The sequence below is a fragment of the Candidatus Pelagibacter communis genome (genome assembly GCF_001180205.1).
Lineage (GTDB): Bacteria > Pseudomonadota > Alphaproteobacteria > Pelagibacterales > Pelagibacteraceae > Pelagibacter > Pelagibacter ubique_O.
This window is the reverse complement of sequence record NZ_CVSU01000092.1, coordinates 42288-63205: the sequence shown is the minus strand read 5'-3', so window position 1 is coordinate 63205 and position 20918 is coordinate 42288. Positions and strand designations below refer to the sequence as shown.

The following is a 20918-nucleotide window of genomic DNA, read 5'->3' as shown; positions in this document are numbered from 1 at the left end:
AGGTGGAGTATCTCCAACTGGACATTTAACGAAAATAAAAATTTTTATTGATGAAACTTTAAGATTGGTCTCTACAACACTATTACAGGATTGGTTTTATTTCATGTAGCTTTTCAAACAGGTTTTTGCACACTTTTTATGAGAAATTTTATTAAAGCGTTACCTCAAGAACTTATCGAGGCTGCGAGAATGGATGGAGCATCTGAATTTAGAATATTTTGGAAGATAATATTACCTTTGACTAGACCAGCTATAGCAGCACTGTGTGTTTTAATTTTTACATTTATATGGAACGATTATTTTTGGGCTACCGTCTTAATACAAGGTGATCATGCAATGCCAATTACTGCTGGACTAAAATCATTAAATGGTCAATGGATTACAGCTTATCACTTGCTATCAACTGGATCTATTGTTGCTGCGATACCTCCTGTTATTATGTTTTTTTTAATGCAAAAACATTTTATTGCTGGATTAACTCTTGGAGCAACTAAAGGTTAGTATGATTAAAGTTACTTTTATTGGAGCAGGAAGCACTGTATTTATGAAAAATATACTTACAGATATTCTGCTTGAAAAAAATTTCAGTAACTGTGAAATAGTTTTGCAAGATATTGATGATAGAAGATTAAAAACCTCAAATTTGGTTGCAGAAAAAGTTTCAAAATCAATAGGTGCAAATCCAAAGATTATAATCGAAAAAAATCAAAAAAAAGCACTTAGTGGAGCTGACTTTGTAATATTAATGTTTCAAATAGGAGGTTATGAGCCCTCTACAGTTATTGATTTTGAAATTCCAGCAAAGTATGGACTAAAACAAACTATTGGTGACACTTTAGGAATAGGTGGAATCATGAGAGGATTGAGAACTGTCCCCGCTTTATTGTCAGTTGCAAAAAATATGAATGAAGTTTGTCCAAGCGCAACTATGTTGCAGTATGTTAATCCTATGGCAATTAATTGTTTAGCATTGTCTAAATTTGCACCTGAGCTTAAATATGTTGGACTTTGTCATTCTGTACAAGGAACTGCTGAAGATTTAGCAAAAGATATTGGCGAGGATATAAAAAACATTAGTTATGAATGTTCAGGTATCAATCATATGTCTTTTTATACTAAGTTTGAAAAAATTAATCCTGATGGAAAAAAAGAAAATCTTTATCCTAAAATTTTTAAAGCTGGAAAAGAAAAAACATTTGGTACCAATTGGGATGGATGCACGAACGAAGTTAGATATAAAGTTTTAGAAAAATTTGGATATTTTGTTACTGAGTCATCCGAACACTTTGCAGAATATACTCCTTGGTTTATTAAAAATAACAGAGAGGACTTATTAAGTGAATTCAATATTCCAATTAATGAATATATTCGAAGGTGCAAAAAACAAATTAAAGAGTGGGATCAACAAGAGCAAAATTTATTAGATAGAGAAAAATTTGTTTGTGAGAAATCTTTAGAGTATGCTTCACGGATAATTGTATCAATTGTTGACGGAAAAGAAGACACAGTTAATGGAAATGTTTTGAATAACAAGTTAATTTCTAATTTACCAGATGATTGTTGTGTTGAAGTACCATGTAAAATAAATAATGAGGGAATTAACCCTCAAAAAGTTGGGGATTTACCTATGCATTTAGCAAACCTAATGAAAACTAATATAAATGTTCAACAATTAACTGTTGAAGCTTTAAGAACAAAAAAAAAAGAGACCATTTATCATGCGGCTATGTTAGATCCACTTACTTCTTCTTTATTAAGTTTAGATCAAATTAGTTCTATGGTAGATGAGTTATTAAAAGCTCATAAAAATTGGATACCAGAATTTAACTAACATGAAAAATAAATTTCCTAATGATTTTTTTTGGGGAACGGCTACAGCAAGTTACCAAATAGAGGGTGCTACAGATAAAGATGGAAAAAGTAAAAGTATTTGGGATACTTTTACACATACACCTGGAAAAGTTAAAAATAATGAAAACGGAGATACTGCTGTAGACCATTATCATAGGTACGAAGAAGATATTGAGCTGATGGCTAATATAAATTTAAATTCATATAGATTTTCTTTAGCGTGGACCAGGATTATCCCTGAAGGGATAGGTAAAATAAACCCTAAAGGAGTAGATTTTTATTCAAGGTTGATAGACAAGTGTTTAGAAAAAAATATTGAGCCTTTCATAACTTTATATCATTGGGACCTTCCTCAATCACTGCAAGATAAAGGGGGTTGGGCAAATAGAGACATAACAAATATATTTTCAGATTATTCAGAGGCTATTGTTAAAAATTTTGGAGATAGATGTAATCATTTTATCACATTTAATGAACCACAAGTTTTTACTATTCATGGATATGTAGATGGTTACATGGCTCCAGGATACAAAGATTTAGAAAAATACTTTGCATCAATACATAATGTTAATGTTGCACATGGCAAAGCTTTTCAAGCAATGAAATCTTTAAATAATAATATAAAAATTGGCTGCACTTTAAATATGGCGCCATGTATTCCTGCCACAAAATCAAGTGAAGATCTTCATGCCACTAAATTATTCGATACTTATTGGAATAGATCATTTGCCGACCCTATGTATCTTGGAAGATATCCTGAATTACTAATTGATGATGTCTCAAAACATATTCAACAAGATGATATGAAAAATATTTTTCAAAAAAACGATTTTATTGGATTAAATCATTATCAACATATTAGAATTAAAGCTGATAATAAAAGTTTACTTAAAGCAAGAGGAGCATTCAATGATGAATTGCCTTTTGGTCTTGATGGCAAAGATGCAAAGTTAACTCTTATGGGATGGGAAATTGTTCCAGATGCTTATTATGATCAAATTATGGATTTAAAAAATAATTATGGTAATCCAAATATTTATCTAACTGAAAATGGTGCGGCATATCCAGATTTAATAGAAAAAAATGGAGAAATAAACGACACCGATCGTATTGATTATTTTAAAAAATATTTAAGTGCTGTAAAAAAATCTATTGATGATGGAGCTAAAGTTAAAAGCTACTTTGCATGGACATTCATGGATAATTTTGAATGGGCGTTAGGATTTGAAAAGAGATTTGGAATAGTGCATGTTGATTTTAAAACTTTAAAAAGAACACCTAAAAAATCGTACTATTTTTTCAAAAAGCTTGTAGAACAAAATTCAATTCCTTTTGATTTTTAATTTATTAAATCTAAATAAAAACTTACTTAAAAAGATAAATTATTTAAAAGCTAAATTATTTTCGTCAAATAAATGACATTTATTTAAATCAAAACTTAAGCTTAAATTGTCTCCAATATTAGCTGAATTCTCACCATCTGTTTGAACAACTAATGGTTCTCCATCTTTCTCTAAATATAGAAATGTAGATGAACCCAATTTTTCAATTACGAACACCTTGCTATTCCAGCATTTTTCACCAGTATTAATTAATATGTGTTCAGGTCTGATACCAATCTTTACACTATCGCCAGGTGAAACTTTATCTGAAGTTTTTGGAACAATAATTTTTCCTTGTCCTGAAATTTCAACTTCGGTTCCAGAGCTATTAGAGCTTATAACTTTAGAATTGATAAAGTTCATCTTTGGTGAACCAATAAAACCACCAACAAATAAATTTTCTGGTTCATTGTATAATTTTAAAGGTGATCCTTTTTGAGATACTATTCCATGATCTAATACAACTATGTCATCTGCAAGTGTCATTGCTTCAGTTTGATCGTGAGTAACATAAATCATCGTTGCATTTAATTGATCATGTAATTTAGCAAGCTCTACTCTCATCTGAACTCTTAAAGCTGCATCTAAATTAGATAAAGGTTCATCAAATAAAAATACTTTTGGCTTTCTTGTAATTGCTCTACCAATTGCAACTCTTTGTCTTTGTCCTCCTGATAATTGTTTTGGTTTTCTCTCCAAGTATTCCTCAATTTGAAGAATTTTAGCAGCCTCCATAACTCTCTCTGTAATTTCCTCTTTAGATTTTTTTTCAATTTCTAAACCAAAAGCCATGTTATCGAACACTGTCATGTGTGGATACAAAGCATATGATTGAAAGACCATTGCTATATTTCTTTCTGATGGTGGAAGATCATTAATAACTTGTCCATCAATTGAAATTGTTCCTGAGTTAACCTCTTCTAAACCAGCAATCATTCTTAGCATCGTTGACTTACCACAACCACTTGGCCCAACAAATACAGTGAAAGATTCGCTTTTTATTTCTAGAGATACATCTTTGATTACATGTGTAGACCCAAAAGATTTATTTATATTCGAAATATTTATCTCTGCCATCTTGAGTTAATATTGTTTTTAAGTATTTATTCATAATTTTTAAGTTAATTCAATCATGATTAATTTTATTAATTATGATATCTTTAACTAAAATGAAAATTTTAAGAGATAGTTTTGGTAGAACTTTTCCATATATAAGGCTTTCAATTACTGATGTATGTAACTTTAAATGTGGATATTGTTTACCTAATGGCTATCAAATTGATAAGAGTGACAATAGAAAATTTCTTCATCTTGATGAAATAAAACGTCTTGCAAAAGTTTTTTCAAAATTAGGTGTAAATAAAATAAGACTTACTGGAGGAGAACCAACAGTAAGAAAGGATTTTTTTGAAATAATCAAGATCTTAAAGAATGAAGCTGAAATAAAAAAAGTTGTAATTACCACAAACGGTTATCATTTAGATAAAAAAGCAAAGATGTTAGTGGATAGTGGCTTAAATGGCATTAATATTAGTATTGATAGTTTGGATCGAAATACATTTAAAAATGTTACAGGTCATGATCGATTACCAGAGATTTTAAAAGGGATTAATATCCTACAAGATTTAAATTTTGGAAATATTAAAATTAATGCAGTTCTTTTAAATGGAATAAATGCTTCAAACAAAGATTTTGAGTCTTGGGCAAAGTTTATAAAAGAGAACAAAGTTAGTTTTAGATATATAGAATTAATGCAAACAAGTGATAACTTGAATTATTTTAAAAAATACCATGTATCTTCAAAAATCTTCAAAGATTACCTAAATAAAAATAATTGGATTTACCAAACTCTAGGTAGGGATGCGGGACCGTCACTAAATTATATCAATCCGGAATACAAAGGAAAATTTGGAATTATAGCACCCTACTCTAAAGATTTTTGTAGAAGCTGTAATCGATTAAGAATTACTTCAAGAGGAGATTTAAGATTGTGTCTATTTGGCAATACTGGAATAAGTATAAGACATCTATTACAAAAAGATGATCAAATAGAAGAATTGCAAGATCTTATAATGGGACAAATGAAATTTAAAAAAGAATCTCACTACTTAGAACTTGGTGAAACTGGTTTAACTAAAAATTTATCAACTACTGGCGGATAATATGAAGAATTTAAAAATTGTTAGTGATAATGATTTAAAAGATTGGGCAAAGGAAATTTTCAAAAAAAATTCTTTTAAAATGATTGATGTTTCAGAAAAAAAAGAAACATTTAGAAGAGCTTTAGCTTCTGGAAAAATTTATGTTGGTGATGAAGTTTTTGAGCTAATAAAAAATAAAGAAATGCCAAAAGGTGATCCAATAACCTTGGCGGAAGTGTCTGCGGTTTTAGGAGTAAAAAAAACAAGTGAATTAATACCACTTTGCCATCCTTTAACAATTGATCACACCGCAACAAAAATTATCATGAATGAAGAAGACAAATCTCTAGAAGTTTATTGTGTAGTTTCAACCTATGCAAAAACCGGGGTTGAAATGGAAGCTATCATGGGTGTTAATGCTGCTCTAATTACAATCTATGATTTAAGTAAAATAATTAATCCACACCTCAAGATAGATAATGTAAAATTATTAATCAAAGAAGGTGGAAAAAATGGGTTGTGGAAAAATCCTGATGGTCTACCAATTTTTTTAAAAGATTTATTTTAAAAATATAATGAAAGTGAAAATTGAGTTATTTGGTGCTGCAAGAGATTTCAGTGAACAAAATTTGTTAGAATTTGATTTAGATCAAAAATCAACAGTAAAGGACATTCGAAAAAAAATAATTCAATATTTAGATGAAAAATTTAATGGAAATGAAAACTATAAAAAAATTGTCAATTCTTCAGCATTTTGTACAGAGAAAAATAATATTGTTAGCGACAATTATAAAATAACAAATAACGAAAAAATCGGTATCATACCTCCTATAGGAGGAGGTTAATGCTTTATACAAAGATTGTAGATAATAAAGATAAAAAACTCTCAATAAAGGATGCAGAAAGATTTATATCTTCTGTTGAATTTGGGGCATCAATATTTTTTACTGGTACAGTAAGAAATCATAATAATAACAAAAGTGTAATTGGTATTACCTACGACAGTCATGATGAGCTCGTGATAAAAAGTTTTGAGGAAATATATGAAGAGGCAGATAAAAAACTTAATATTGAGGATAAATCTGTTTTTATAGAACATGCTAAAGGCTATTTAAATCTTGGAGAAATAAGTATTATAATTGCTGTTGCATGCAAACACAGAGATCAAGCATATGTTTTGTCTAGATATATTATAGAAGAAATTAAAAAAAGATCTCCTATATGGAAAAAAGAACATTACACAGACAATCAGAGCGATTGGTTAAAAGGTAACCCTCTAGTTCATGAAAAGATTTAAATACTCAGAAATAACACCAGAAAAAATTTATAAAAATAGAAGATCGTTTATTAAATCTATTGGATTAGGAGCAAGTTCTCTTGCAATCTCAACTATACCATTTGCAAATAAATCTTTTGCAAATGATAGATATAAATTAACAAGTTATAAAGATATAACCACATATAATAATTACTATGAGTTTGGCACATCAAAAAGTGATCCATATAGAAACTCAAAAATATTTAAAACTACACCATGGGAAATTAGTATCGAAGGTGAGGTTGAAAAACCAATTAAACTATCTATGGAAGAAATTTCTGAAATGTTTGTATCTGAGGAAAGAATTTACAGATTAAGATGTGTAGAGGGATGGTCAATGGTAATTCCATGGATGGGTTTTTCTTTGAGTGAATTGCTATCAAAAGTTAATCCAACTAATAAAGCAAAATTCGTTGAATTTGAAAGTGTATATGATCCTGCACAAATGAAGGGTCAAAGATACCCTGTTTTAAACTGGCCATACAATGAAGGTTTAAGAATTGATGAGGCAATGCATCCTTTAACTACTGTAGTTACAGGTTTATATGGCAAAAAACTTCCAAATCAAAACGGAGCGCCATTTAGAATTTTTATTCCTTGGAAGTATGGTTTTAAAAGTGCAAAAGCGATTGTAAAAATTAAATTTGTAGAAAATATGCCTACTTCGTCATGGATGTGGGCATCACCTAGAGAATATGGATTTTATTCGAATGTCAATCCAAATGTAGATCATCCTAGATGGTCACAAGCAACTGAAAGAATAATTGGCGAGGGAGTTTGGGCGCCAAGAGTAAAAACACTAATGTTCAATGGCTATGGAGATGAAGTTGCAAGCCTATACACTGGTATGGATCTTAAAAAATATTTTTAATGAAAAAATATTTAAAACCAGGTGTATTTATTTTATGTTCAATTCCATTTTTAATAATTTTATATAAAATTTTTTTAAATAATCTTGGCCCTGAACCAGTAAAAGAAATAACCCATTTTACGGGTGAGTGGACTTTAATATTTATTTGCCTAACATTATTAATGAGTCCACTCAAAAGATTTACAAAATTGTCTGTATGGATAAGTTTCAGAAGAACATTGGGTCTTTTTGTTTTTTTTTATGCAACACTTCATTTATTAACTTATGTGGGTTTAGATTATAGATTTAGTTGGTCTCCTATATTAGATGACGTTGTAAAAAAGAAATATATCTTCATTGGTTTTGCAGCATGGTTACTTTTGCTTCCTTTGGCTATTACATCTTCTCAGAAAATGGTTTTATTACTAAAAAATAATTGGAAAAAATTACATAGATTAATTTATGTAATCGCGATTTTTGGATCCCTTCATTATATATGGTTATCAAAAACTATTTTTTTTAGACCTTTGGTTTATTTAATAATTATACTTGTTTTGTTAGCTTTAAGAATTAAGATTAAAAAAAGGATTATAAATTATGGATGAAAATTTAAAAAAAGAAATTCAATCAGCTACTCTTGAAAGATTAATGAGTCATTTAGATGAAAGAAAAGATGTTCAAAATATTGATCTAATGAATTTGGCTGGTTTCTGCAGAAATTGTTTATCTAGATGGTATAGAGAAGAGGCGGAAAAAAAAGGAGTAGAGATATCTGATCCTGATGCCAGAGAGCATATATATGGAATGCCTTATTCTGAATGGAAAGAAAAATATCAGAAATAATTATTTTTCTTTAAGTCTTGGAAATAATTCAACAAAGTTACAAGGTTTGTGATTTATATCTAATTGATGTTTTAAGATTCCATCCCATGCATCAGTTACTCCTCCAGAAGATCCTGGTAATGCAAAGATATATTTGCCATTTGATAAAACTGCACATGCTCTTGATTGTATAGATGATGTTCCAACTGTTTTTAAACTAATTGTTCTAAAAACTTCACCAAATCCAGGTATTTTTTTATCTGCAATTTCTTCAATTGCCTCAGGAGTTATATCTCTACCAGTTAAACCTGTGCCTCCAGTTGTAATAATCACATCTATATCTTTATGATTAGTCCACTCTTTTAAAATTGAGACGATATCCTCTTTATTGTCTTTGCAAATTTTTCTCTCAATTAATTTATGATTAGCCTCAGCAATTTTATTTATAAGGATAGCACCTGATTTATCGTTATCAATTGTCCTAGTATCTGTTACAGTTAATAAAGCTATATTTACAATCATAATTAAAATTTAAGATGATTATACTTACAATATTTTTTTTTATAACTGCAATATTATATTCCAGTATTGGTTTTGGGGGCGGATCTACTTACCTCGCTTTGATGTTAATTTGGGATGTTCCCTTCTATATTTTTCCAATTATAGCATTAATTTGTAATATTATTGTTGTAACTGGTAATTCAATAAATTTTTTAAGAACAAAAAACATTAATATAAATTTACTCACACCTTATTTAATTGGATCTGTTCCATTTGCTTTTCTTGGAGCTTCTATTTCAATTGATAAAGATTTATTTGAGATTTTGCTGTTCTTTATTTTATTAATCGCGGGAATTTTTTTATTATTAGAGAGTAAATCCTTCAATGAAGATGAGATTGGAATTAAACAAGTTTCAAGATTTGTTTCTATTTTTATTGGTTCTATTATCGGGTTTATATCTGGATTAGTAGGAATAGGTGGAGGAATATTTTTAAGTCCAATTTTATTTCTTCTTAAAGCTGGTTATCCAAAACATATAACCAGTACCGCATCTCTATTTATATTAATTAACTCTATTTTTGGTGTAGCAGGACAATTAACTAAAGATATTGTTTTGTATGAATTTTTAAAATATTGGCCTCTTTTTATTACAGTATTAATTGGTGGGCAAATTGGAAGTTTTTTAAATATAAAATTTTTATCAAATAAAACCCTAGCTTTACTAACATCTTTATTAGTAATTTTTGTAGCTATGAGAATAGGAATTAGAATATTTATATAATTTTATGGTTTCCACCTTTTTTAACAAAGTAAATACCGATGCAAACAGCAATTAAAGCAATTAAAACTTTTGTAGTAATTAATTCTTTTAAAAATATGTAACCTAAAATAATTCCAAAAATTGGTATCAAATAAGAAACTTGAGATTGAAAAATTAATCCATTTGTTGTCAAAATTTTGAAACGTAACAACCAAGCAATACCTGTTGGAACAATTCCTAAATAAATAGCTGATATTAAAGAGTCTGTTCTTGGCATAGTTTGAAATGGTTGTTCAATTAAAAATGTTAATGGTAACAAAATAATTATTGCCCAAATTAAAATAGATCCAGTTACATTTTCATTTTTTTTCTTACTTATTTTTAATGTTAGCACTCCGCCTACAACATAACAGGTTGATCCAAGTAATATCAATAAAGCTGAGATAAAATTATTTTCATCTATTAAAAGATTATCAGAAAATAAATAAACTATTCCAGAAAACCCAATCAAAATTCCAATAGTTTTAACAAAATTGAATTTTTCATTTGTTGTATAAAAATGAGCGAGTACTGTGGAGCTTAAAGGAGTAGTTGACATTAATATAGCTGCCAAATTACTTTGAACTGATTTAACTCCATAAGCGATTAAGAAAAATGGTGCTACTAAATTAATAAACCCGATCATTGCAAACCAATGCCAATCTTTAGAAAAAGCTTCAACTTTAATATTTTTAAAATAACATAAAAGTAAAACTGGAATTGCTCCAAAAAATACTCTCAGAAAAGCAATTGTAACTGGGCCAAAAGAATAAGTTGCTATTTTAATATTAAAAAACGCAGAAGCCCATATAAGAGACAATATTGTTAATAAAAAGTAATCAATTAATTTTGGTTGTCTCATTCTGTTATCTCTTTTATCTCACCAGAAGTTAATGCAATTAAATCTTCAAAATTTATTTCGAAAACTGCATTAGGATGACCTGCGGCCGCAAAAATAGAAGAAAACCTATTTAAAGTTTCATCAATAAAAATTTTTATTTTCGTTAAATGTCCAGTTGGAGATACTCCACCTATTGTATATCCAGTAATTTTTTTAACTTCTACTGGGTTCGCCATTGAAACATCTTTTTCATCTAAAATTTTTTTTAATTTATTTAATGAACACCTTTTGTCTCCAGAAACTAGACATAAAACAAAACTATCTCCTGCTTTAAAAAGTAAACTTTTGACAATGGCCCCTACTTTGCAACCTAAAGCTGTAGCTGCATCGTTAGCTGTTCTAGCAGTTTGCTCCAAAACAACCACTTTAAGATCTGGGTTGAATTGTTTTAGCGATTTTTCTGCTCTTAAAACTGGCTCTTTGTTTAATATTGAATTCACAAGTTTAATAAATTTATAATTTTAGTGACTAATTACACTACTTATGTGAAAATTGCATAGGTGTTATTTATTAAATAAGCAATATTTTTAAGTATTTTTTTGCTAATTAGGCCAAACAAAATTACATAGGAGATAAAATGAGTGCAGCAAACGTTTTAAAATTTATCAAAGAAAAAGATGCAGAGTTTGTAGATCTAAGATTTACTGATCCGAGAGGAAAATTGCAACATTTAACAATGGATGCCTCAGTAGTTGATGAAGGTATGTTAAATGAAGGAGTCTTTTTTGACGGTTCGTCTATAGCTGGTTGGAAAGCAATTAACGAGTCTGATATGATTTTAAAACCTGATACTGCAAGAATGTTCATGGATCCTTTTACGTCTCATAATACTGTAGTATTGTTTTGTGATATTCTAGATGCAATTAAAAAAGATCCCTATGAAAGAGACCCGAGAGGTGTTGCTAAAAAAGCTGAGGAATATTTAAAAGCCTCAGGTATTGGTGATAAAGCCTTTTTTGGACCTGAGCCAGAATTTTTTGTATTTGATGATGTAAAAATCAAAAATGATATGAATGAGTGTGGATTTAAATTAGACAGTAAAGAAGGTCCTTACAATTCAGGTAAAGAGTATGAAAATGGAAATATGGGTCATAGACCTCAAATTAAAGGAGGATATTTCCCAGTGCCACCAGTTGATAGTGAACAAGACATGCGTGGTGAATATCTTAAAAATTTAAAAGAAGTTGGTATTAAAGTTGAAAAACATCACCATGAAGTTGCTCCTAGTCAGCACGAACTTGGCATGTATTTTAATACTTTAGTAAACCAAGCTGATAACGTGCAATTATATAAATATGTTGTTCAAATGGTTACACATTCATTTGGAAAAACTGCAACTTTTATGCCAAAGCCAGTTGCTGGTGACAATGGTTCAGGTATGCACATTCACCAATCTATTTGGAAGGGTGATACTCCGGTGTTTTCAGGCGATGCGTATTCTGGATTAAGTGAAACCGCATTACATTATATTGGTGGAATTCTAAAACACGCTAAAGCAATTAACGCTTTTGCTAACTCTACAACAAACAGTTACAAAAGATTAATTCCAGGTTTCGAAGCTCCAGTTCTCCTTGCATATTCAGCAAGAAATAGATCTGCTTCTTGTAGAATACCGATCACATTAAGCAAAAAAGGTGCAAGATGTGAGATTAGATTCCCAGATGCTGCAGGAAACCCATATTTAACTTTCGCAGCCATGTTGATGGCTGGAATTGATGGAATTAAAAATAAAATTCATCCTGGTGAGTCTTTTGATAAAGATTTATATGAATTACCACCTGAAGAAGTTAAAGCTATCCCAACAGTTTGTGGTTCTTTAAGAGAAGCAATGGAAAGTTTAGATAAAGATAGAGAGTTTTTAACTCAAGGCGGTGTCTTTACTGACGATCAGATTGATGCTTACATTGCTCTTAAGTTTGAAGAGATACACAAATTTGAACATGCACCTCATCCTGTAGAGTTTGAGATGTATTACAGTAGCTAATAAACTTTATTACTGTCTAGTAGTTGCAATTGTATCTTTGTTAACACCTTTTTTAACTACGTAATCCTGTGTGCCGTTCGCACCGGTTTCAACTTCTTTACGTAGTTCTTTAAAGAATGTTTTTTCCTTTAAAGAGTCTTTTAAGTTTTTAACAAGATTTTTAAACTCAAATTTGTTCATAAAGTATCTATACATTAGATATGCATATAATGCAATACAGATATGCGAATAATGGGAAAATGCAACCTATGATATTTTGAAAGACTCTCCGCAGCCACAACGCTCGGTTTCATTAGGATTATTGAATACAAATGAAGAGGACAATTCCTCCTTTTTATAATCCATTTCAGTTCCAAGCAGGTACATTATAGCGGCTGAGTCTACGAATACTTTCACGCCCTTATCTTCTATAATTTCATCATTAGGATTTAACTCTTTTGTGTACTCCATCACGTACGACATACCTGCGCAACCACCAGATTTCACTGATACTCTAACTCCGATAGAATCTTTTTCAGCATTAGACATTATCTCTTTTATTCGTAATGCTGCCTTATCACTTAATTTAATTATAGGGTTCATTATAAATTCAATTCCAATTTTGCTGCTTCTGACATCATATCTTTATTCCACGGTGGATCCCAAACTAACTCAAGATCAACGTCCTCTATACCTTCGACTTGCATTGCACCATCTTTTACTTCTTTAGGTAAACTTTCAGCTACAGGGCAATTTGGTGTAGTCAAAGTCATTTTAATTTTAGCAAACTTATCGTCCTCAACCTTAATATCATAAATCAAACCCAATTCATAGATATTCACAGGTAACTCAGGGTCATAAATTTTTCTTATTTCTTCAATGATCTGTTCTTTTTTTGACATAATTTAATTTTCCGTTTTTACTTCCTCTGTTTTTTCATCAAAAGCTGAAACCATTGTATGCCAAGATAAAGTTGCACACTTAACTCTCATTGGATATTGCTTGACACCAGATAAACACATTAGTTTAGTTTTTTCATCTTCACTCAAATACTTAGATTTTAATTCAGGATTTTCCTTAATCATTCCTAAAAAATCCTCAACTATCTCTTTAGCCTCATGCTCATTTTTTCCTTTAATTAAATCTGTCATTATAGAAGCTGAAGCCATTGAAATCGCACAACCACTCCCTTCGAAGGATGCATCTTCTACAATTTTTTGTCCATTTAGTTTTAAATAAATATGAACATTATCACCACAAAGTGGATTATTACCTTTAGCGTCTTTATTAAAACCTTCTGTCTTTCTAAGATTTCTAGGATTCTTACCGTGTTCTAATATAATTTCTTGATAAAGTTCTTTTAAATTCATTATAAATTAAATATTTTTTTACAGTTGTTAATTGACTCATTCAACTGATCTAAATCCTCTTTTGTATTATATATACCAACTGATGCTCTTGCACTTGCTGGAATATTTAATTTGTCATGTAGAATTTGACAGCAATGATGTCCGGCTCTTATTGCAACCCCGTCTTCATCCAAGATAGTTGCTATATCATGAGGGTGAACTCCTTCTATAGTGAATGATAAAACCCCTCCTTTATTTTTTGGATTTCCGATAAGTTTAACTGAATTATTTTTTTGTAATAGTTCTTGCCCATATTCAACTAAATCAGCTTCATGTTTCATGACATTTTCGATGCCAATGCTTTCTAAAAATTTTATTGATTGGTCAAAAGCAATTACTTGTGCTGTAGCCATAGTACCAGCCTCGTATTTATTAGGTAGTTCACCATAGGAAATCCTATCTTTTTTAACTTCATTTATCATTCCTCCACCACCTTGGTATGGAGGTAATTCTTCTAACCATTTTTTTTTGCCATATAGAACTCCCAAGCCTGTAGGTCCATACATTTTGTGACATGAAATTGCATAGAAATCACAATCTAAATCTTGCATATCTAGTTTTAAATGTGGTGCTCCTTGGCATCCATCGACTACAACAATTATTCCTTTTGAATGTGCAAGTTGTGTAATCTCTTTTACAGGTAAAATTGCACCTGTCACATTTGATAAATGGGTGATTGAAATTAACTTTGTTTTTGCAGTTATTTTCTTTTCTATTTCTTCAAGAGTAATTTCACCTTCTTCATTTATTTCAGCAAAATTAATTTTTATATTTTTTGACTTTCTTAAGAAATGCCATGGTACGTAATTTGAATGATGTTCTAGTTCTGTAATTAATACTTCATCACCTTCCTGTAAGTAGCTTTGACCCAATGTATTAGCAACTAAATTTAATGCTTCAGTAGCACCTTTTGTAAAGACAATTTCATTTTTATCTTTAGCGTTAATATATTTTTGAACAGATGTTCTTGTATTTTCATACAAATTAGTAGCAGCAACTGCAAGATAATGAACACTTCTACCAACATTTGAAAATTGTTTGGTATAAAATTCATTAATTCTATCCACAACTATCTTAGGTTTTTGAGATGAATTCGCACTATCTAAATAAACTAGATCATTATTTTGAATTTTTTCATCAAAAATTGGAAATTCTTTTTTTATCTGATCAATATTCATTCTTTAATTCCAATCATATTTTTTATTAAGTTTTTTATTTCTGAGTCAGTAATTTTTTCAACAACATCAAGAAGAAAACCATTGATTAATAGCTCTCTTGATTGCTGATAACTCAAGCCTCTAGACATTAAATAAAATATAGAATCTTCATTTAAACTGCCTGAAGCTGAACCATGCGAACATTTAACGTCATCAGCATAAATTTCTAGTTCTGGCTTGGCGTTAAACTCCGCTTCTTTATTTAACAATATTGCTTTACTCAATTGATATCCATCTGTTTTCTGGGCATCCGAATTTACAAATATTTTTCCTTGATACACTGCTTTAGAACTTTCATCTAAAACACTTTTAATTAGTTGATAACTTTTTGTATTTTCAGTTAAATGATTTATTATTGATCTGATTTCGTGATGCTTGTGATTATTCAATGAAAAAATACCATTTACAAAAGCCGATGCGTAAACTCCATTTAAATTACAATTTATCTCATTTTTAGAAAAATTTGATCCAGAGGATAAAATAAATGTTTCAGAAACACTGTTCTTATCTTGATCAATATTGTTAAAAGAGTACTTGATATTTTTATTTTCAAATTTATCTACTTTATAATTTTTTAAAATTGCATTTTCCTTTAATTCAAAGTTATAAAATATATTTAAAAAATTCTTTTCAGAAGTATCATTAAACAAATCAACTAATCTTAATGAGCTATCTTTATCTAGTTCAAAATTAAGTCGTAAATTAATGTTTTTAGACCAAATTTTTGTATTTGTTGTATGATAGATAATTAGAGGTTTTACTAACTGATAACCTTTTTTAACCAATATTTTAAAACATTTATTAGTAAAAGCATTGTTCAAGTCAGATAATGAATTACTATTTTTAAATTCATTAATAGTTTCTGATTGATCAATTATTTCTATTTGATCTTTTTTTTCATATTCAAAATCAATTTTTTCAATTCTACCATTTATAAAAACTATTTTGTTGTGCTCTAATCCATCTACAAATACAGATGTATCAACTTTATTAGTAGATGTTTGGTCATTATAGAAACTAAGTTCTCCAATATTATTTTTTATTATTTGATTCAAATCTGAAAATTTCCAATCTTCCTCTTTTCTATTTGGAAAACCTTTGTCTATGAAATTTTCTAAACAAAATTTTTTTATTTCAATATCTTTTTGGGATAAACTTAAATTTTTTATACTATTATCAAAATCTTTTTGTAATTGTTCTTTCATTTAATTAAAATTTTCATATCCTTTTTTTTCTAATTCCAATGCTAAATCTGGACCACCAGATTTCACAATTTTTCCATTCATTAAAACGTGAACAAAGTCAGGTTTTATGTAATCAAGTAATCTTTGGTAGTGTGTGATAATTAAAAATGAATTGTTTTTATCTCTCAACGTGTTAACTCCATCTGCAACAATCTTCAAAGCATCAATATCTAAACCAGAATCAGTCTCATCTAAGATCGATAGTTTTGGAGCTAACAACGACATTTGTAAAATTTCGTTTTTCTTTTTTTCTCCTCCAGAAAAACCAACATTTAGTTGTCTATTTAGTTTTTCTTCATCAAATTTTAATTCTTTAGATTTTTCTTTAACTAATTTTAGAAATTCAATAGCATCCAACTCTTTCTCTCCTCTCGCTTTTCTTACAGCATTCAAAGAAGTTTTTAAAAATATATTTGTATTTACGCCAGGAATTTCTAAAGGATATTGGAAAGCTAAAAATATACCCTTGTGTGCTCTTTCCTCTGTTTCAAGTTCAAATAAATCTTTTTCTTCAAAAAGAACTTCACCAGAAATTTCATAACCTTTTTTTCCAGATAGAATATTTGATAATGTACTTTTTCCAGATCCATTAGGACCCATAATTGCATGAACCTCACCAGGATTTATATCTAGCGATAGCCCATTTAAAATAGACTTTTTATCAATCGTTGCATTTAAATTATTTATTTTAAGCATTAGCCTACACTTCCTTCTAGACTGATACCTACAAGTTTTTGTGCTTCTACAGCAAATTCCATAGGCAATTGTTGCAATACTTCCTTACAAAAACCGTTAACAATCAAGCCAACAGCTTCCTCTGGATTTAATCCTCTTTGCTGACAATAATGTAATTGCTCTTCACTAATCTTGGATGTGGTTGCCTCATGAGCAATATTAGACTCAGAATTTTTATTTTTAATATAAGGAACAGTGTGGGCGCCACATTTGTTACCCATTAATAAAGAGTCACACTGAGTATAATTAGTTGAATTTTTGGCTTTTGAAGAAATATCAACTAAACCTCTATAAGTCATATCTGAACTTCCAGCCGATATTCCTTTCGAAATTATTTTACTTTTAGTATTTTTACCTAGATGTATCATTTTAGTACCTGTATCAGCTTTCTGATGGTTGTTAGTAATTGCTATTGAATAGAACTCGCCAATAGAATTATCTCCTTTAAGAATACAACTAGGATATTTCCAGGTAATTGCGGAACCTGTTTCAACCTGTGTCCACGAAATTTTTGAATTTTTTCCTTTGCACAAACCTCTTTTTGTTACAAAATTATAAATTCCGCCTTTACCATCTTTATCACCTGGATACCAATTTTGAACTGTTGAATATTTTATTTCCGCGTCATCAAGTGCAATTAATTCCACATTAGCAGCATGTAATTGATTTTCATCTCTCATTGGAGCCGTACATCCTTCTAGGTAACTTACATAACTTCTTTTATCTGCAATAATTAAAGTTCTTTCAAATTGACCTGTGTTTGATGCATTAATTCTAAAATAAGTTGATAGTTCCATTGGACATCTAACACCCTCTGGAATGTATACAAAAGATCCATCTGTAAAAACTGCTGAATTTAATGTAGCAAAAAAATGATCACTTGTTGGGATTACAGAACCTAAATATTTTTTAACCAACTCAGGGTGATTTTGAATTGCCTCTGATATAGGGCAAAATATAATTCCTTGTTTAGTTAATTCATCTTTGAAAGTAGTAGCTACAGAAACTGAATCGAATACAGCATCAACTGCTATTCCATTTAATCTTGCTTGCTCTTGCAAAGGAATTCCAAGTTTTTTATAAGTTTCTAAAAGTTTAGGATCCAGTTCATCTAGGCTTTTTGGTTTATCTTTCATACTTTTAGGAGCAGAGTAGTAATATAAATCTTGATAATCTATTTTTGGAAATTTAGGTTTCTGCCAATCTGGTTCTTTTAATACCTTAAATCTTTCAAAAGCTTTTAGTCTAAACTCAAGCATCCATTCAGGTTCTTTTTTTATATTTGAAATAAATTTAATAACATCTTCATTCAAACCTTTTGGAGCTTGAATATTTTCTATATTCGTAGAAAAACCATATTTGTAGTCTTTTAAATTATTTATTTCTTTTTGTCTGTTATCCATTCTAAACTCTTGTTTCTTTGTTGTTGTTTAATAAATCTTTCAGGCTTTTATTTTCAAAGAATGTGTTTATGTGTATCTCTAATTCGTCCCATAAATTATGAGTAATGCACTTTGTGGCTTTACCGTTACATCCTTTTTTAGACTCTTTTTTACATTGAACAGTTTTTACTTTTTCATCAACTGCATGAAAGATATTTGTTAATTTAATATCGTTCGGGTTTTTATTAAGAACATATCCTCCTTGAGTTCCTCTAATGCTTTTAACAATTTCATTTTTTTTTAATTTAGAAAAAATTTGTTCTAAATAATCTAAAGATATGCCTTGCCTTAAAGATATGTCTCTTAGTGATACTGGATTGATGTTATCAAACCTGGCTAAATCAACTAAAGCCATTACAGCATATCTTCCTTTTGATGTAAGTTTCATTTTTTACCCTTAAATTGTGGGTTTTTATATATACTTGACCAAAATGGTCAAGTTTAGAGTATAAAAAAAAACTAACATATTGTCGCTGACTTATGATAAACGTACATTTTTTTTGAGAATAATAATCAATATCGCTTATGGATAACAAAATTTTAGAAATATTTATACCTGGTCCTGCAGGAAGACTTGAGGCTAAATATTATAAAAGTAAAAAAAATACATCCCCAATTGCTTTAGTATTGCAGCCTCATCCTCAATATGGAGGAACTATGAATAATAAAGTGGTAGTAGATACTTTTCATACATTTATGGATAACGATTTTTCTGTTTGCAGAGTAAATTTTAGAGGTGTTGGAAAAAGTGACGGAGAATTTGATAATGGTCAAGGTGAACTTGCTGATGCTGCAGCGGCTTTAGATTGGTTAGAAAGAGAAAATTTCGACAATTCACAATGTTGGGTTTCAGGTTTTTCATTTGGATCTTTAATTGCAATGCAATTATTAATGAGAAGACCAGAAATAAACAGATTTGTAGCTATTTCACCTCAACCAAATGTTTATGATTTTTCCTTTTTATCTCCATGTCCAACTTCAGGCTTAGTTGTTTATGGTAAAAAAGATGAATTGGTACCAGTAGAATACCTTGCAGAGTTAGATAAAAGATTAAGTGCTCAAAAAGGAATTAAAGTAGAATTTAATGCAATATCAGAAGCTAATCATTTCTTTTCAAAAACAAGTGATGCTTTAGTTAAGAATCTTGATAAATATATTAAAAAAGAAACAGCACTTTATTAATTAAAAATTTTCTACTAATTTTCCACCAACCGTAAAATCTTTGCATCCAGTTGTTTTGCTAAAAGAGATTGGTAAATTTAAATATGATCTTATAGCTAAAAATGCAAATGCTTGAGACTCAATATAATCACCTTTTAAATTGTAATTATCTATAATTTCTAAAGTAATATTATGTTCATTAAACAGATATTTTTTAATACAATCAATTAAATAAATATTTTTTCTACCACCGCCACATAGTAAAAATGTAATACTATTTTTTTTACTGATATGTTTTAATCCTTCCGCAATCAAATATGCTGTAAAATTTGTTATAGTAGCACAACCATCTTCTAAAGATAAACCTCTAACAAAGGATACATCAAAATTTTTAACATCCAATGACTGGGAGTAAGAGTCTGTTTTAAAATTATCTATTGCCTGATTTAGAATTAATTGATCAACTTTCCCTACTTTAGATAGTTCACCATTTTCATCAAATTTTTTATTGGAATTGTTTCTTACCCATTCGTCAATTAAACAATTACCTGGACCTATATCAAAAGCAGAGAGGTTATTTTGAAAATTATCTGAACCATTACTAATTTTTGTGACATTTGCGATACCACCAATATTCAAGAAACCTATTGGAAATTTAATATTAAAATTTTTATTAATTTTTTTCGATAAAATATGATGAAAAATTGGTGTTAAAGGCGCACCTTGACCATTATTTTGAATATCTGCTTGTCTAAAATCATATATGACTTTTTTTTTGACTATTTGCGATAACAATTGCCCATCACCTAATTGATTGGTAATTTTCTCATTTGGGTTATGAAAAATTGTTTGTCCATGAAAACCTATCAAATCAATGGGATCTCTATACTTTTTTAATGATTGATTGACTGCATCTGCATGAAAAAGAGTTAAATTACGCTCTAATTCTCTTAATTTTTCTGAATTTTGTAAAAGATCTTTCTTTGTTAAAACTAAATCTCTTAATCGAACTAACTGATCCTGAAGATTTTTATCATACTCATAATAATCATCTAAAACGTTTGAAAATTCATTGTATCCATCTGAACTAATTATAGATAAATCAATACCATCCATAGATGTTCCGCTCATTAGTCCAATTGCAGTATATAATTTTTTTTTCATTGATATGTTTTTTAAAA

General features: G+C 29.4%; 26 protein-coding genes and 1 pseudogene. 13 read left to right on the top strand and 14 right to left on the bottom strand.

Annotation, left to right across the window (positions count from 1 at the left end; all coding sequences use genetic code 11):
- Positions 1–54: 54 nt before the first annotated feature.
- The 3 genes and pseudogenes from AMO08_RS04210 to AMO08_RS04200 all read left to right on the top strand — a co-directional run.
- Positions 55–501, top strand: a pseudogene (locus AMO08_RS04210) (carbohydrate ABC transporter permease); the annotation flags it as partial.
- A gap of 1 nt (position 502) precedes the next feature.
- Entirely contained in the window at positions 503–1831 is a 1329-nt protein-coding gene (locus AMO08_RS04205; protein ID WP_075485493.1) for an alpha-glucosidase/alpha-galactosidase, read from the top strand.
- Position 1832: 1 nt separating this feature from the next.
- Positions 1833–3194 (top strand): GH1 family beta-glucosidase, encoded by a 1362-nt coding sequence (locus AMO08_RS04200; RefSeq protein WP_075485491.1) that lies wholly within the window; start codon positions 1833–1835, stop codon positions 3192–3194.
- A 39-nt stretch (positions 3195–3233) separates the two neighbouring features.
- Here AMO08_RS04200 and AMO08_RS04195 read toward each other — a convergent pair whose 3' ends face one another.
- Complete coding sequence (locus tag AMO08_RS04195) at positions 3234–4310, bottom strand: ABC transporter ATP-binding protein (protein WP_075485489.1); 1077 nt, start codon at positions 4308–4310, stop codon at positions 3234–3236.
- Positions 4311–4402: 92 nt separating this feature from the next.
- On the opposite strand from AMO08_RS04195, the gene moaA reads away from it, so the two are divergent.
- The 7 genes from moaA to AMO08_RS04160 are packed head-to-tail and all read left to right on the top strand — an operon-like array spanning position 4403 to position 8385.
- Complete coding sequence (moaA, locus tag AMO08_RS04190; protein ID WP_075485504.1) at positions 4403–5395, top strand: GTP 3',8-cyclase MoaA; 993 nt, start codon at positions 4403–4405, stop codon at positions 5393–5395.
- A gap of 1 nt (position 5396) precedes the next feature.
- Positions 5397–5942: a cyclic pyranopterin monophosphate synthase MoaC gene (gene moaC / locus AMO08_RS04185; protein WP_075485487.1), complete on the top strand. Its 546-nt coding sequence runs from the start codon at positions 5397–5399 to the stop codon at positions 5940–5942.
- Between the two features lie 7 nt (positions 5943–5949).
- A complete protein-coding gene (locus AMO08_RS04180) occupies positions 5950–6219 on the top strand; it encodes a MoaD/ThiS family protein (RefSeq protein WP_075485485.1) in 270 nt (89 codons plus the stop codon).
- Positions 6219–6671, top strand: a complete 453-nt coding sequence (locus AMO08_RS04175; protein ID WP_075485483.1) for a molybdopterin synthase catalytic subunit — start codon at positions 6219–6221, stop codon at positions 6669–6671. Before AMO08_RS04180 ends, AMO08_RS04175 begins: the two co-directional genes overlap by 1 nt.
- Entirely contained in the window at positions 6658–7563 is a 906-nt protein-coding gene (gene msrP / locus AMO08_RS04170) for a protein-methionine-sulfoxide reductase catalytic subunit MsrP (RefSeq protein ID WP_075485481.1), read from the top strand. The genes AMO08_RS04175 and msrP overlap by 14 nt, the downstream gene beginning before the upstream one ends.
- Positions 7563–8147, top strand: coding sequence for a protein-methionine-sulfoxide reductase heme-binding subunit MsrQ (locus AMO08_RS04165; protein WP_075485479.1), 585 nt, complete (start codon positions 7563–7565; stop codon positions 8145–8147). Before msrP ends, AMO08_RS04165 begins: the two co-directional genes overlap by 1 nt.
- Entirely contained in the window at positions 8140–8385 is a 246-nt protein-coding gene (locus AMO08_RS04160) for a DUF1244 domain-containing protein (RefSeq protein ID WP_075485477.1), read from the top strand. The genes AMO08_RS04165 and AMO08_RS04160 overlap by 8 nt, the downstream gene beginning before the upstream one ends.
- Here the strand turns inward: AMO08_RS04160 and AMO08_RS04155 are convergent, their stop codons facing one another.
- Entirely contained in the window at positions 8386–8886 is a 501-nt protein-coding gene (locus AMO08_RS04155) for a molybdenum cofactor synthesis domain-containing protein (RefSeq protein WP_075485475.1), read from the bottom strand.
- Positions 8887–8900: 14 nt separating this feature from the next.
- On the opposite strand from AMO08_RS04155, the gene AMO08_RS04150 reads away from it, so the two are divergent.
- The gene (locus AMO08_RS04150; protein ID WP_075485473.1) at positions 8901–9647 is read left to right on the top strand and encodes a sulfite exporter TauE/SafE family protein; all 747 of its coding nucleotides are present in this window, start codon (positions 8901–8903) and stop codon (positions 9645–9647) included.
- On the opposite strand, the gene AMO08_RS04145 is transcribed toward AMO08_RS04150, so the two are convergent.
- Both AMO08_RS04145 and AMO08_RS04140 read right to left on the bottom strand, forming a co-directional pair.
- Entirely contained in the window at positions 9640–10527 is an 888-nt protein-coding gene (locus tag AMO08_RS04145; RefSeq protein WP_075485471.1) for a DMT family transporter, read from the bottom strand. The two genes, AMO08_RS04150 and AMO08_RS04145, sit on opposite strands and share 8 nt — an antisense overlap.
- Positions 10524–11006: a YbaK/EbsC family protein gene (locus tag AMO08_RS04140; RefSeq protein ID WP_075485469.1), complete on the bottom strand. Its 483-nt coding sequence runs from the start codon at positions 11004–11006 to the stop codon at positions 10524–10526. Before AMO08_RS04140 ends, AMO08_RS04145 begins: the two co-directional genes overlap by 4 nt.
- Before the next feature lie 137 nt (positions 11007–11143).
- Here AMO08_RS04140 and glnA point away from each other — a divergent pair, with 137 nt between their 5' ends.
- Positions 11144–12550, top strand: a complete 1407-nt coding sequence (glnA, locus tag AMO08_RS04135; RefSeq protein WP_075485467.1) for a type I glutamate--ammonia ligase — start codon at positions 11144–11146, stop codon at positions 12548–12550.
- Positions 12551–12559: 9 nt separating this feature from the next.
- On the opposite strand, the gene AMO08_RS05790 is transcribed toward glnA, so the two are convergent.
- The 9 genes from AMO08_RS05790 to AMO08_RS04095 all read right to left on the bottom strand — a co-directional run bounded on the left by AMO08_RS05790 (position 12560) and on the right by AMO08_RS04095 (position 18964).
- On the bottom strand, positions 12560–12730 hold the full coding sequence (locus AMO08_RS05790) for a hypothetical protein (RefSeq protein ID WP_023855029.1): 171 nt from the start codon (positions 12728–12730) through the stop codon (positions 12560–12562).
- A 66-nt stretch (positions 12731–12796) separates the two neighbouring features.
- Complete coding sequence (locus tag AMO08_RS04130) at positions 12797–13132, bottom strand: HesB/IscA family protein (RefSeq protein ID WP_075485465.1); 336 nt, start codon at positions 13130–13132, stop codon at positions 12797–12799.
- A complete protein-coding gene (locus AMO08_RS04125) occupies positions 13132–13431 on the bottom strand; it encodes an SUF system Fe-S cluster assembly protein (RefSeq protein ID WP_075485463.1) in 300 nt (99 codons plus the stop codon). The genes AMO08_RS04130 and AMO08_RS04125 overlap by 1 nt, the downstream gene beginning before the upstream one ends.
- 3 nt (positions 13432–13434) lie before the next feature.
- Positions 13435–13899: a Fe-S cluster assembly sulfur transfer protein SufU gene (gene sufU / locus AMO08_RS04120; protein ID WP_075485450.1), complete on the bottom strand. Its 465-nt coding sequence runs from the start codon at positions 13897–13899 to the stop codon at positions 13435–13437.
- Positions 13899–15116, bottom strand: a complete 1218-nt coding sequence (locus AMO08_RS04115) for an aminotransferase class V-fold PLP-dependent enzyme (RefSeq protein WP_075485448.1) — start codon at positions 15114–15116, stop codon at positions 13899–13901. Before AMO08_RS04115 ends, sufU begins: the two co-directional genes overlap by 1 nt.
- Positions 15113–16360: a Fe-S cluster assembly protein SufD gene (sufD, locus tag AMO08_RS04110; RefSeq protein ID WP_075485446.1), complete on the bottom strand. Its 1248-nt coding sequence runs from the start codon at positions 16358–16360 to the stop codon at positions 15113–15115. The genes AMO08_RS04115 and sufD overlap by 4 nt, the downstream gene beginning before the upstream one ends.
- Positions 16361–17095 (bottom strand): Fe-S cluster assembly ATPase SufC, encoded by a 735-nt coding sequence (sufC, locus tag AMO08_RS04105; protein ID WP_075485445.1) that lies wholly within the window; start codon positions 17093–17095, stop codon positions 16361–16363.
- The gene (sufB, locus tag AMO08_RS04100; protein ID WP_075485443.1) at positions 17095–18537 is read right to left on the bottom strand and encodes a Fe-S cluster assembly protein SufB; all 1443 of its coding nucleotides are present in this window, start codon (positions 18535–18537) and stop codon (positions 17095–17097) included. The genes sufC and sufB overlap by 1 nt, the downstream gene beginning before the upstream one ends.
- Position 18538: 1 nt before the next feature.
- Positions 18539–18964 (bottom strand): Rrf2 family transcriptional regulator, encoded by a 426-nt coding sequence (locus AMO08_RS04095; protein WP_072091208.1) that lies wholly within the window; start codon positions 18962–18964, stop codon positions 18539–18541.
- A 149-nt stretch (positions 18965–19113) separates the two neighbouring features.
- Here AMO08_RS04095 and AMO08_RS04090 point away from each other — a divergent pair, with 149 nt between their 5' ends.
- Positions 19114–19758 carry an alpha/beta hydrolase gene (locus tag AMO08_RS04090; RefSeq protein WP_075485502.1) on the top strand — a complete coding sequence of 215 codons (645 nt, stop codon included), beginning with the start codon at positions 19114–19116 and terminating at the stop codon, positions 19756–19758.
- On the opposite strand, the gene AMO08_RS04085 is transcribed toward AMO08_RS04090, so the two are convergent.
- On the bottom strand, positions 19759–20901 hold the full coding sequence (locus tag AMO08_RS04085; RefSeq protein WP_075485441.1) for an anhydro-N-acetylmuramic acid kinase: 1143 nt from the start codon (positions 20899–20901) through the stop codon (positions 19759–19761).
- Positions 20902–20918 lie beyond the last annotated feature (17 nt).

What these genes read in the sequence shown, in the direction of transcription:
- AMO08_RS04205 (WP_075485493.1), top strand. Translation starts at nt 503, where the DNA reads ATGATTAAAGTTACTTTTATTGGAGCAGGAAGCACTGTATTTATGAAA.
- AMO08_RS04200 (WP_075485491.1), top strand. Translation starts at nt 1,833, where the DNA reads ATGAAAAATAAATTTCCTAATGATTTTTTTTGGGGAACGGCTACAGCA.
- AMO08_RS04195 (WP_075485489.1), bottom strand. Translation starts at nt 4,310, where the DNA reads ATGGCAGAGATAAATATTTCGAATATAAATAAATCTTTTGGGTCTACA.
- moaA (WP_075485504.1), top strand. Translation starts at nt 4,403, where the DNA reads ATGAAAATTTTAAGAGATAGTTTTGGTAGAACTTTTCCATATATAAGG.
- moaC (WP_075485487.1), top strand. Translation starts at nt 5,397, where the DNA reads ATGAAGAATTTAAAAATTGTTAGTGATAATGATTTAAAAGATTGGGCA.
- AMO08_RS04180 (WP_075485485.1), top strand. Translation starts at nt 5,950, where the DNA reads ATGAAAGTGAAAATTGAGTTATTTGGTGCTGCAAGAGATTTCAGTGAA.
- AMO08_RS04175 (WP_075485483.1), top strand. Translation starts at nt 6,219, where the DNA reads ATGCTTTATACAAAGATTGTAGATAATAAAGATAAAAAACTCTCAATA.
- msrP (WP_075485481.1), top strand. Translation starts at nt 6,658, where the DNA reads ATGAAAAGATTTAAATACTCAGAAATAACACCAGAAAAAATTTATAAA.
- AMO08_RS04165 (WP_075485479.1), top strand. Translation starts at nt 7,563, where the DNA reads ATGAAAAAATATTTAAAACCAGGTGTATTTATTTTATGTTCAATTCCA.
- AMO08_RS04160 (WP_075485477.1), top strand. Translation starts at nt 8,140, where the DNA reads ATGGATGAAAATTTAAAAAAAGAAATTCAATCAGCTACTCTTGAAAGA.
- AMO08_RS04155 (WP_075485475.1), bottom strand. Translation starts at nt 8,886, where the DNA reads ATGATTGTAAATATAGCTTTATTAACTGTAACAGATACTAGGACAATT.
- AMO08_RS04150 (WP_075485473.1), top strand. Translation starts at nt 8,901, where the DNA reads ATGATTATACTTACAATATTTTTTTTTATAACTGCAATATTATATTCC.
- AMO08_RS04145 (WP_075485471.1), bottom strand. Translation starts at nt 10,527, where the DNA reads ATGAGACAACCAAAATTAATTGATTACTTTTTATTAACAATATTGTCT.
- glnA (WP_075485467.1), top strand. Translation starts at nt 11,144, where the DNA reads ATGAGTGCAGCAAACGTTTTAAAATTTATCAAAGAAAAAGATGCAGAG.
- AMO08_RS05790 (WP_023855029.1), bottom strand. Translation starts at nt 12,730, where the DNA reads ATGAACAAATTTGAGTTTAAAAATCTTGTTAAAAACTTAAAAGACTCT.
- AMO08_RS04130 (WP_075485465.1), bottom strand. Translation starts at nt 13,132, where the DNA reads ATGAACCCTATAATTAAATTAAGTGATAAGGCAGCATTACGAATAAAA.
- AMO08_RS04125 (WP_075485463.1), bottom strand. Translation starts at nt 13,431, where the DNA reads ATGTCAAAAAAAGAACAGATCATTGAAGAAATAAGAAAAATTTATGAC.
- sufU (WP_075485450.1), bottom strand. Translation starts at nt 13,899, where the DNA reads ATGAATTTAAAAGAACTTTATCAAGAAATTATATTAGAACACGGTAAG.
- AMO08_RS04115 (WP_075485448.1), bottom strand. Translation starts at nt 15,116, where the DNA reads ATGAATATTGATCAGATAAAAAAAGAATTTCCAATTTTTGATGAAAAA.
- sufD (WP_075485446.1), bottom strand. Translation starts at nt 16,360, where the DNA reads ATGAAAGAACAATTACAAAAAGATTTTGATAATAGTATAAAAAATTTA.
- sufC (WP_075485445.1), bottom strand. Translation starts at nt 17,095, where the DNA reads ATGCTTAAAATAAATAATTTAAATGCAACGATTGATAAAAAGTCTATT.
- sufB (WP_075485443.1), bottom strand. Translation starts at nt 18,537, where the DNA reads ATGGATAACAGACAAAAAGAAATAAATAATTTAAAAGACTACAAATAT.
- AMO08_RS04095 (WP_072091208.1), bottom strand. Translation starts at nt 18,964, where the DNA reads ATGAAACTTACATCAAAAGGAAGATATGCTGTAATGGCTTTAGTTGAT.
- AMO08_RS04085 (WP_075485441.1), bottom strand. Translation starts at nt 20,901, where the DNA reads ATGAAAAAAAAATTATATACTGCAATTGGACTAATGAGCGGAACATCT.